This window comes from Streptomyces sp. NPDC031265, from assembly GCF_055570295.1.
On record NZ_JBVIHM010000031.1, the window covers coordinates 39,918 to 50,971 of the forward strand.

The window sequence follows — 11,054 nt, forward strand, 5'->3', positions numbered from 1 at the left end:
GCCATCTTCCCGCACGTCTGCTACTGCTCGCCCAACCTCCACGCCCCCAGGGCCCCGGCGGCCCTGCCGATGACCCTCTTCCGCTCCGGGGCACACGGCTACAAGATGATTCACGCCTGGTTCGAGTACGTGTGGCAGGTGCCGGCCACCCGCGATCCGGCGGGGCGGTACGAGCCGGAGTCGGCCCCCGGCGTGGCTTCGCTTTTGTACGTGTCACTTGTACGCGCCAGAGGGGTGTGGCAGTCGTGCCGGCCATAGGGCCTCAACTCGCCTGTACTGCCGTGGCCTTGTGTGTCGCGGGCGCTGCGGTGGGCTTGCCGCGCAGGGGTATTTCCTTGATGAAGCAGGCCGCGGCGATGCCGGCGAGGCAGATGAGCGCGCCCCACAGGAAGAGCGCGTGGGTGCCGGACGCCACGGCGTCGAGGTAGGCGTCCTTGACCGTGGGCGGCAGGCTCGCGAGCGCCGACGGATCGAGCTGGGTGCTGTCGGCACGGGCGCCGTCCACGTGCGCGGCCTGCATGCCGTGGTCGACGTGACGGGCGAAGAGCGACCCGAAGAGCGCGACGCCGAAGGAACCGCCGACGGTGCGGAACAGGGTGGAGGAGGCGGAGGCGACGCCCATGTCCTTCATCTCGACGCTGTTCTGCGCGATCGTCATCGGCATCTGCATCACCAGGCCCAGCCCCGTACCGAGCACCGCCATGTAGAGGGAGGAGGTCAGGCGGCTGGTGGAGGTGTCCACGGTGGAGAGCAGGGAGAGGCCGAGCACGATGCCGGCCGCGCCGACCACGGGGAAGATCTTGTACTTGCCCGTCTTGGTGGTCACCCTTCCCACGAGCTGCGCGGCCAGCACGATCGGGAGCATGAGAGGCAGCAGCAGCATTCCTGAGTTGGAGGCGGACGCGCCCTGCACGGTCTGCTGGAACATCGGCAGATAGCTGACGACGCCGAACACCGCCACGCCGACGACCAGGGCCAGCACGGAGGACAGGGCCAGGTTGCGGCTGCGGAAGATGCGCAGCGGCAGCACCGGCTCCGCTGCCCGGGTCTGGGACCACAGGAACGCGGCGAGGGCGAGGACGGTGAGGACGGCCAGGCCGACGATCTCGGCCGAGCCCCAGGCGTACTGGGTACCGCCCCAGGTGGTCACGAGGATGAGCGAGCAGATGGTGACGGCCAGCAGAGCGGCCCCGGGGTAGTCGATCCGTGCCTTGGTGCGGATCCTGGGCAGCCGCAGCATCAGCTGGAGCCAGACCAGGACGATCAGGCCGATCGGCAGGTTGACGTAGAAGCTCCAGCGCCAGCCGAGATGGCCGGCAAAGAGGCCCTGGTCTTCGACGAGGACGAGGGCCGGGAGGCCGCGCTCGTCGCCGCCGTACGGGACCGCGCTCCCGGCCAGTGGGTCATCCACGCCCTGCGCGACCATCTGATGCAGACGTACGCGTCCCGGCCCGGCGACGACCCGGGGTTCGCCGCCTACAAGGAACTGGTGGAGTCGACACCTGCTCTGCGGGAGGCCTCCGACCGCATGTGGCGGCGGCACGAGAGCGCCCTGACGGCCGCCATCGCCGAAGCGACCGGCGCCCCCGAGGACGACATCGCCTCCGCGGCCCTGGCCCGCTTCGCGCTGGAGACCCTCGGCCTGCTCCGTGGCCGCGACGACCCGCCGCGGATGCTGGGCGAGGTGTTCGCCCTGCTGGAGAACGGCTGGGGTCACGGGCCGGCCGGCGAGGCGTCCGCCGCGGGGCGGTGACGCAACCGGGGGCACGGCGTTGTGCAATCACCGATTCGGGTGGCCGCACCCCCAGGGGTGGATCGAACGAAAGATCACAACAGTGAAGCGCGGTACCACGGCCCCGCACCGGCACATAGAACATTCATACGGCCACTCGCCCCCGCTTCACCGTTACGCATGACCAACCGTGCCGGTTTCCCGAGCACCAGTCCGTACTGATGCCACCGGAGGACCTCCATGGGAACCCAGCCCAACATCGTCGGCGTACACCTCGTGTTCGAACAGGCCGGGCAGGTACTCCTCCAACGGCGCTCCCCCGACGCCCGGTTCGCACCCGGTACGTGGCACGTTCCAGCAGTTCATCAGGCAAGCCAGTTGTCGGGATCGATGTTGTCGGACCGGTCATCGGCCCCTGACGGGGCGCCCGGGCAGGAACACCGAGCCCCTCGACCAGCTCCGCGAACACCTCCCGCGGCTCAGGCCGCCCCGTCGGATAGAACCCGCCCAGAGACGCCACCAACTCAGCGCCCAGCCACCGACTTGCTCTTCCGTCACGCTCATCAGCATGATCGCTCGACGACACAAGCGATCACTAGTCACATGATCTGCCGCTGTGATACTCGGTACGCCCAAGGTCGAGGACGCACTGGCCGGAGTCCACGACCAGGTCTGGACTGCACCACGGACGACGCCAAGGGAAGCACGAAGCCGGCGTGAACGACGAGACGCGGCTGCGCATTCGGCGTACCTTTGACCGGCTCTCCGCGGGCGGCAGAGCGCGCTCACGGAAATCGACCGCGCGCTGATGGAGACGTTCGAGCGACTGATGCACGGGCTGCACGAGCTCGCCGACGGCAAGATCACGGTCGTGAATCTGTGCACCGAGGCCGGCGCCTCCTACCAGATCTGGAGCTGACCTTGCGCAACGCCGAACTGAAGACGCACAACGCCCGTCCCCTAGAACGGTTGCGCCATTTGGGAGAGATCGTCGCATCCTGCCAGCCCCGATCCCTCCTTTGCCCTTGATCGGGCGCATCACCTGCGGTACGCACCGTCTTCGACGGTGTGACTGTGCGTCGCAGGAAGGGGCCGTGCAGGTTGTTCCAAGCCCCGCCTTATCTGATGCGCGACCAGATAACCTTGGGGCAGCTGGATTTCAACGGGGAAGGGTGGGCCAGTGCGCAGTCTTGCGCGTCTTGCGCTAGAAGATGGCAGCTCGATCCTGGTCGAAGCGCCGGACGTGTCCGAGGGGCCGGTGAAGGCCGGGCGAGTCGGCGACGCGATTCGTGAACTTCCGCTGAGTATGCAGGCGGCTCTGCGTCCGGTCACGGAGATGGCTCGGACGGCGGTGCAGCAGTTGCGGGAGGCGGGACCGGACTCGGTGGAGATCGAGTTCGGGGTGGACATCGCAACTCAGGCGGGTGCGGTGATTGCCCGAAGCGAGGCGAGTTGCCACCTGAAGGTGACTGTGGCCTGGCAGCGCGAGTCCAACAACGCGGCCAGCTGATTCCGCGAAACGAGGAGGACTCGCGGGGTGTCGGAGGATATTGCAGCTTCACATCCCAGCCATGAGCCCAGCCGCAAAATGCAGGCAGCGGTTGCACAGGTGTTGTCGACCAAGGGCGAGGTGGCCGGAGCGGCATTCCTAACCGCTGAAGGCGTGGTGTTCACCTGCGCGCATGTGGTGCGGGATGCCGGGTTCGGGCCTGGCGACGTCGTACGGCTCAGGTTTCCGCAGGCGGTGGGGGCTCCGCAGGCCGAAGGAGAGGTGCTGGCCGAGCCGTGGCGGTCCCCAGAAGGCGATGATGTCGCGGTGATCCGACTGCGGGACATACCGTCAGCGGTGCATGGCCTGGAATTGGGGTCCCCTGCCGGGTGCCAGGGGCACCGGGTGCGCTGCTTCGGGTTTCCCCACCAGGCCCCACCCGCAGGACACTTCGGCTACGCACTGTCCGGCGACCTCTTGTCCAAGGGCGGTGACGGCGAGCATGGCGATCACTATGTGGCTGATAACAACGGTGAAAGACTGTTATTGCAGCTGACCGCGGCCAACGATCTGACCCGGGGATTCAGCGGTGGGCCGGTCGTCGACGACGTCACTGGTCTGGTTATCGGCATGGTCACCGCCATCACCGCGCCCGACGAGCACCTGCGAGGCCAGGACATCGCCTACGCGACTCCGACGCAGATACTGCGTCGGGTGTGGCCTGACCTGGCCGTGCGTGAGGTGTGCCCGTACCGCGGCCTGGAGCCCCTCACTGCCGAGCACACGGCCTGGTTCCACGGCCGCGACACTGCCATGAACGCCGTAGTGGCTTCGCTGGCCGGGCAGCGCCGCACCCTACTGCTCCTGGGCCCGTCAGGCTCGGGCAAGTCCTCACTGATCCAGGCCGGCGTTCTGCCTAAACTCCCTGGACTCGCAGAGCTGCCGGGCAGCGACCGGTGGCAAACCATCCTGGTTCCCCGGCCCGGAGAGGACCTGGCAGTCGAACTGGAACGGCAGGGCCTGGCCGGTGCCGCCACCGACGGCCTTGTCACCGCCGTGCAGCACCACTTGGCGGCCAACCCAGCCTGTGAGCGTCTCCTGCTCGTCATCGACCAATTCGAAGAGCTCCTCGCCCGCTCCGGAAGCTCTCAGCCCACGCAGACAAGACAGCAGGGCGAAACGGACTCGACCGACCACACCCCGGAGACGGTGTTCGCACAGTTGACGTCACTGGTCAAGGCCCCAGTGGCGGCCACGGTCATCCTGATCATGCGGGATGACTTCTATCCGCACCTCGCCGCCCGAGCCCCGGAACTTCTCGAGGCCGCCGCTCCCGGCCTGCTCAACGTGCCCGCCACGTTGAACAGAAGAGACCTGCGCGCCATCATCACCGGACCCGCCCGAGCCGTCGGCCTACGGATCGAAGCAGGACTGACCGAGCGCATCATCCGCGACGTACTGGCTGCCGATCCACGGGCCGCCACCGGAACAGCGCCCGCCACCCTGCTCACGCCCCTGCAACTGACCCTGCAGCAATTGTGTGAGCCCGAACGCTGCACTGATGGTCTTCTCACTCATGCCGCCTACGAACGCGTCGGTCAGATCACCGGAGCCCTCACCAGATGGTCCAACGACGCCGTCAACAATCTGCCCTCAAGGCATCGGGCCACCGCCCGCCGCATCCTCACTGCCCTGGTACACCCTGCCGATCCCGCTCGCCAAGTCCCTGCTACTCGTCAGCAAGTTCCCCTCGACACGCTGCGCGACCTCGCCACGGATACGACCGACCAAGCGGATCCAGCCGTCGGCGACACTGCTGATGCAGTACTGGACGCGCTCGTTGGCCACCGGATCATCACCACTCACGCGCGCGACCCCGGGCCTCCCCCCGTCGGTGTGGTCGCCGAACTCATCCACGACATCCTCATCAGGGACTGGGGCGATCTACGCGAGTGGGTGGCCCTGGACCGCAAGTTCCACACCTGGCTCCACCGCGCCGAGGGACAGCGCGCCCGTTGGCGTGAACACCACGACCCTGACGACCTACTGCATGGCACCGACCTTGCCGAGGGAGAGGACTGGTCCCGGAAGCGCGGACTACCCATCGATGTCACGGCGTTCGTCGACGCCAGTCGGCGGAGCCAACAAGCCGCTCTGCGCCGCACGAGACGCCTCAACATCATCCTGGTCGGCGCGCTCATCGGAGCCCTCATCGCCGCCGGTCTGGCCTTCTGGCAACGCCAGACCGCAGTCGAGGCACAACAACGGGCTCTGTCCCGACAGCTCGCCGCCCAGTCCAGCGCCCTCATCGGCACGGATCCCGACCTAGCTTCCCTGCTCGCTATCGAGGCTTACCGCACCAGCCACACAGAAGAAGCCAGCCAAAGCCTCTACACGGCCGCTGCCATCCCTCTCAAACGCCGCTTCACCGTACACGGCAGCGGCATTGACGGAGAAAGCACCGACATTGAGATTGGGCCGATTGCGTTCAGTCCGGATGGTCGCACCCTGGCGGGCGGCGGCGGCGATGGCACAGTGCGGATATGGGATGTGGCCACTGGCCGTAGCCGCACTGCCGTCCCCGACGTTGCCGACCTCAGCGTGGGGGCGATGGCATTCAGTCCAGACGGCCGCACCCTCACCGCTGTCTACGACGACGACACAGTAAGGCTGTGGACTATGGACGGCTTCATGAGGCAAACCTTCTTCGTCAGCCGTGCCGGTGACACCGTGTCATCGGTGCTGTTCAGTCCCGACGGCCGTACCCTCGCCACCGGCGACGAGAAGGACGGCACCGTGCGGCTGTGGGACGTGGCCACCGGCCGTACCCGCACCACCCTCAACGTCGGTGGCAGCGAGACGCCCAAGGCGTTCAGTTCGGACGGCCGTACCCTTGCCACCAGGGACGACGGCACGGTGAGGCTATGGGACGTGACCACCGGCCGCCGTACCCGCACCATCGTCACCGGCCACGCCAAGTACGCGTTGTCCGTAGAGTTCAGTCCGGACGGCCGTACCCTCGCCACCGGCGACGAGAAGGACGGCACCGTGCGGCTGTGGGACGCGGCCACCGGCCGCCATACTCGCACCATCACCACCGCCCCCGCCGACACCGCGGGCAGCCTGGGCATGTCGCTGGTGTTCAGTCCGGACGGCCGCACCCTTGCCACCGGCAGCAACAACGGCATCGTGCGGCTGTGGGACGTGGCCACCGGCCGTGCTCTCGCCACTCTCACCGACCGGAGCCGCATGGCACGGTCGATCGCGTTCAGTCCGGACGGCCGCACCCTTGCCACCGGCGACATCGGCACAGTAGAGCTGTGGGGTGTGACCACTGGCCATACCCGCGCTGCCCTCACCAGCCCCGGCGGCGCGTGGTCGCTGGCGTTCAGCCCGGATGGCCGCATCCTGGCGGGCGGCAGTTGGGTCGGGGCGCGCATGTGGGATGTGGCCACCGGCGGTACCCGCACCACTCTCGCCGTCCCTCGCAGTCCGTTGTCTGTAGCGTTCAGCCCGGACAGCCGCACCCTCGCCACCGGCGACGATGACGGCACCGTAGAGCTGTGGGATGTGGCCACCGGCCGTACCCGCACCACCCTCAACGTCCCGGGCGATTACGGCTTCCGTGGTGTGCCGCTGGCATTCAGTCCGGACGGTCGTACCCTGGTGGGCGGCGGCGACGATGGCACAGTGCGGATATGGGATGTGACCACCGGCCACATCCGAACCACCCTCACCGCCCATATCCGCGAAGTGTGGTCGGTGGTGTTCAGTCCGGACGGCCGCACCCTCGCCACCGGCGACAATGACGGCGTGCGCCTGTGGGATGTGGACACCGGCCATACCCGCACCATCTTCACGGACAAAGGCAACCGGCGTACTTCGGTGGTGTTCAGTCCGGACGGTCGCACCCTGGCGGGCGGCGGCGACGATGGCACAGTGCGGATATGGGATGTGGCCACCGGCCGCACCCGCACCACCCTCGCTGTCCCCGCCGGCCTTACCACCCGTGGCGTGCCGCTGGCGTTCAGTCCGGACGGTCGTACCCTGGCGGGTGGCAGCAGAGACGGTACGGTGCAGCTGTGGGACACGGCCACCGGCCACATCCGAACCACCCTCACCGATCAAACCCGCGCCGTGTGGGCGGTGGCGTTCAGCCCGGACGGCCGCACCCTCGCCACGGCTGAAATGGAGAGCCGCACGGTGCGTTTGTGGGAGGTGGATCTTCCTGACCAACCGCGGGCGATCAGGAAGATCTGTGAGGTAGTCGGCCGGAACCTCACCGCGGGGGAACGGGCAGAGTATCTTCCGGGCCAGCCGACCAGGCGGCAATGCCCTTCCTGAGTCGATCGGAGACAAAGCCGGAGGAAAGCGCCAACGGGGTTTGTTGCACCCGGAACTGACGACAGTGGAATACGAGAGGACCTGCGCGTCGCCGTCTTGGAGATGCTCAGGATGATCGCCGACGAGAACGTCCCTGTAGGGGCCCGCCTCAACTACGTTGTGCGCTCTCCGTGATGCCGTTCTTCGATGATGACGAACTGCGCATCGCTCTGAAGTACTACGCGGCGCTGCCACCTGGCCCTTCACACGTCCCCCTTCCCCCGCACGTTGCTGCGTTCCACAGCTCTGTCATGTGGCCAGGCAGCAGTGGGTCATACCGACGCCAGGTGCTTGCTTCGTGTGCCGCCATACGCCCCGTACGGAAGAACAGGTTGATGCGAGGGTCCGGCCGACCTGACGGAGAGATGATCACAGGGGGTTCCGTGGCGTGCGCCGTTGCGGGCCGCTCTGGCGAGCAGATCACCGAACCTCAGAATGTCGGGATCATCGGTGGGTGGGGGCGGGACGGTCACCGCCATCGCGGTCAGCCGGTCCTACACCGCGATGGGGTGGGGCGCATGACCGCCACGGACCCCGGTGGCGCGAGCGTGCGCCTGCAATCGGGCACACGTTGCTGCCCCCTCCCCTCATCCGCACCAGCGTCCCCAGGGGCTGCGGCATGCCCTTGTGCGGGTGACCGGCACCGGCCACCCTGGCCTGATGGCCATCACACCGCGCTTAAGACGGCGCTGCGGCGCCGTGATCGCGCTCGCCGCAGCGCTCGTACTTGTCGGGACCACGGAGGCATCCGCTGCCGGGCCGCCGGAAGGCGTCGTTCAGTACGCCCATGCTCCGGGGGCCGTCGCCGACAGCTACCTCGTCGTCCTCAACCCCTCCCGCGCCGCCTCGCGTACGCCGGGGGGCAGAGCCGTCGTCGAGCGGTACGGAGGCAAGATCCGCCGCACCTACGACGCCGCGCTCAACGGCTACTCGGCCCATCTGTCGGAGCGTCAGGCCCAGCGCCTCGCCGCCGACCCGGCGGTCGCCGAGGTGGCGCAGAACCGGACGCTGAGGCTCGATGCCACCCAGCCGGATCCCCCCTCCTGGGGCCTGGCCCGCCTCGACCAGCGGCGTCTGCCGATGGCCGGGGGCTACACCTACCCGGATTCGGCCGGGCAGGGGGCGACCGCGTATGTCATCGACACCGGTGTGAACATCACCCATGAGGACTTCGGCGGCCGCGCCTCCTACGGCTACGACGCCATCGACGACGACATGACCGCGCAGGACGACCACGGCCACGGCACACACGTCGCCGGTACGGTCGCGGGCACCACCTACGGGGTGGCGAAGAAGGCGAAGATCGTCGCGGTGCGCGTGCTCGACTACACGGGCGAGGGCACCACCGAGCAGGTGGTGGCGGGCATCGACTGGGTGACCCGCAACGCGGTGAAGCCGGCCGTGGCGAACATGAGCCTGGGCGGGGACCCGGACGACGTCCTGGACGCCGCCGTCCGTAACTCCATCGCCTCCGGCATCACCTACGCGGTCGCCGCGGGCAACCAGGACATCGACGCGGTCGGCCACTCCCCCGCCCGCGTCCAGACCGCGCTGACGGTCGGGGCGGTCGGCGACCAGGACCACCGTGCCTCCTACTCCAACTACGGGCCGCTGGTGGACCTGTTCGCTCCGGGAGACTCCATCACCTCCGCCGCGTACTGGTCCGACGACTGGTACACGACCATGTCCGGCACCTCGATGGCCACGCCGCACGTCACCGGTGCGGCCGCGCTCTATCTCGCCGACCACCGCACGGCCACCCCGGCCCAGGTCGGTGCGGCACTCACCGCCTCGGCCACGACCGGCTCCGTGATCGATCCGGGCGCCGGCTCGGCCAACAGGCTTCTGTACGTGGGCAGTTCACCGCAGCGTCCGCCCGGCAGCCGCTTCGCGAACACCACGGACTACCCGGTGGCCGACCTGGCGACCGTCAACTCCCCTGTGACCGTCAGCGGAGTGTCCGGCCGAGCCCCGGCGGACCTCGACGTCGAGATCGACATCAAGCACCCCGACTCCGGCGACCTGCGGATCGACGTGATCGCCCCCGACGGCACCGCGTATCCCATCAAGGACGAATGGGAGGGCTGGGCCGTCACGGACTTCACCGTGGTCTACGCGATCGACGCCTCCTCGGAGACCGCCAACGGGGTCTGGCGGTTGCGGGTGTTCGACGCCCGCGCCGGAAACACCGGCTACGTGAACTCCTGGGCGCTGCGCTTCTGAGCGAGTCATCGGCGCCCCCGGCTTCGGGGAGCGCCGATGACCGGTCGCGTGGCGGCCCGTCGAGCGGCCCGCCACGCTCGCCATGGTCGGTCAGGGTGTCTGCTTCGACACGTCCGGGTTCGACACCTCCAGGTCGGCTGTGGGCTTGTCGGCCTTGCCACCGGGCGGGCCCGCGGTACTCGAACTGTTGCCGGTGGCCGGGTCCTCGGTCGCCGGCGACACCGTTGCCGTGTTGTGGACGCCGGAACCGTCACCCGTGTACGTGGCGGCGAGCTTCACCTTGAACACCCAGGTCACCGACGCACCGGGCGCCGGTACGGCCTGCGGGCCGCAGGTGACGGCCCGAGCAGGGCCGCACTGACGGCGACGGCGCAGCCCAGCGGGAATGTCACCACCCGGCACGGGCCCAGTCAGCTCCTGCACGACGTCCGGGGAAGGGCCTCATCGGGGAACTGTCCTTCGCCTTGCGCGCTGCGAACCAGCACTGTTGCCCGCATGGGAACAAGGCATACGAATGAGTGAGGGCCCGCGCGATCCGCCCGGCCACGAGCCCCCCGCAGCCCACACGGCGCAACGCCACGTCCAGGAGGTTTCCCGGCCCCGACGCCCCCTCGGCAAGCCGACGGGCAGACAGCGGTGAAGTTTCTCGGATGTGGTCGCAACCTCCGGCGAAGTCGCACGTCTGGTGGGATGAAGGCGCCCTTCAGCTGATGTACCAGACCACGTTTTCTCACTTCCTCGGGAGATTGCCATGTCATCGCACGCCAAGCGGAACTACCGTCCCCGTCCTCGGGTCCTGGGCGCCGTCACCGGAGTCGCGCTACTGCTGGGCGGCGGCTTCGCCGCGCAGGCCGTCGCCGACTCCGGCGCCACGCCGGCCCCCGCCGCGCCGAAGGTCGCCACGACCGGGGACACCGCCCCGCAGGCGGCGTCGCAGCCCGGCGTCTCGAAGGCCGCCGGTACACCGAAGGTCACTGAGGCGGGCAAGCCGGCCGCCGCGGCCAAGCCCGGCGCCGCGGCCGCCCCGGCCGAGAACGCTCCCCGGGTGATCCAGCCGGGCAGCGGAGTCCGGAAGTAGCAGCAGCGCACCATGAAGCGGGGAGGGCGTTCCCCCGGGGGGGACCGCCCTCCTGCACAGAGCGAGGGCCACGTAATACGCCCCACCCCCCACACTTCCCCCGTGGTCCCAGCTGCTCTTCCGTCTGTTCCGGACCGGGGAAGGCCCCA

General features: G+C 68.6%; 7 protein-coding genes. 5 read left to right on the forward strand and 2 right to left on the reverse strand.

Annotation, left to right across the window (positions count from 1 at the left end):
• Window positions 1-262: 262 nt before the first annotated feature.
• Window positions 263-1,411 carry an MFS transporter gene (locus ACZ499_RS33410; RefSeq protein WP_468680056.1) on the reverse strand — a complete coding sequence of 383 codons (1,149 nt, stop codon included), beginning with the start codon at window positions 1,409-1,411 and terminating at the stop codon, window positions 263-265.
• A gap of 18 nt (window positions 1,412-1,429) precedes the next feature.
• Between ACZ499_RS33410 and ACZ499_RS33415 the strand changes: the two genes are divergently transcribed.
• The 4 genes from ACZ499_RS33415 to ACZ499_RS33430 all read left to right on the forward strand — a co-directional run bounded on the left by ACZ499_RS33415 (window position 1,430) and on the right by ACZ499_RS33430 (window position 9,827).
• The gene (locus ACZ499_RS33415) at window positions 1,430-1,753 is read left to right on the forward strand and encodes an acyl-CoA-like ligand-binding transcription factor (protein WP_468680059.1); all 324 of its coding nucleotides are present in this window, start codon (window positions 1,430-1,432) and stop codon (window positions 1,751-1,753) included.
• 1,159 nt (window positions 1,754-2,912) lie between these two features.
• Window positions 2,913-3,242, forward strand: a complete 330-nt coding sequence (locus ACZ499_RS33420; RefSeq protein WP_468680061.1) for a CU044_2847 family protein — start codon at window positions 2,913-2,915, stop codon at window positions 3,240-3,242.
• 78 nt (window positions 3,243-3,320) lie between these two features.
• Window positions 3,321-7,565 (forward strand): nSTAND1 domain-containing NTPase, encoded by a 4,245-nt coding sequence (locus ACZ499_RS33425; RefSeq protein ID WP_468680063.1) that lies wholly within the window; start codon window positions 3,321-3,323, stop codon window positions 7,563-7,565.
• Between the two features lie 699 nt (window positions 7,566-8,264).
• Window positions 8,265-9,827: a S8 family peptidase gene (locus ACZ499_RS33430; protein ID WP_468680066.1), complete on the forward strand. Its 1,563-nt coding sequence runs from the start codon at window positions 8,265-8,267 to the stop codon at window positions 9,825-9,827.
• Between the two features lie 90 nt (window positions 9,828-9,917).
• Here ACZ499_RS33430 and ACZ499_RS33435 read toward each other — a convergent pair whose 3' ends face one another.
• A complete protein-coding gene (locus tag ACZ499_RS33435; RefSeq protein WP_468680068.1) occupies window positions 9,918-10,124 on the reverse strand; it encodes a hypothetical protein in 207 nt (68 codons plus the stop codon).
• Window positions 10,125-10,578: 454 nt separating this feature from the next.
• Here ACZ499_RS33435 and ACZ499_RS33440 point away from each other — a divergent pair, with 454 nt between their 5' ends.
• On the forward strand, window positions 10,579-10,905 hold the full coding sequence (locus ACZ499_RS33440; protein ID WP_468680070.1) for a hypothetical protein: 327 nt from the start codon (window positions 10,579-10,581) through the stop codon (window positions 10,903-10,905).
• The last annotated feature ends 149 nt before the right edge of the window (window positions 10,906-11,054 follow it).

What these genes read in the sequence shown, in the direction of transcription:
- ACZ499_RS33415 (WP_468680059.1), top strand. Translation starts at nt 1,430, where the DNA reads ATGCAGACGTACGCGTCCCGGCCCGGCGACGACCCGGGGTTCGCCGCC.
- ACZ499_RS33425 (WP_468680063.1), top strand. Translation starts at nt 3,321, where the DNA reads ATGCAGGCAGCGGTTGCACAGGTGTTGTCGACCAAGGGCGAGGTGGCC.
- ACZ499_RS33430 (WP_468680066.1), top strand. Translation starts at nt 8,265, where the DNA reads ATGGCCATCACACCGCGCTTAAGACGGCGCTGCGGCGCCGTGATCGCG.
- ACZ499_RS33440 (WP_468680070.1), top strand. Translation starts at nt 10,579, where the DNA reads ATGTCATCGCACGCCAAGCGGAACTACCGTCCCCGTCCTCGGGTCCTG.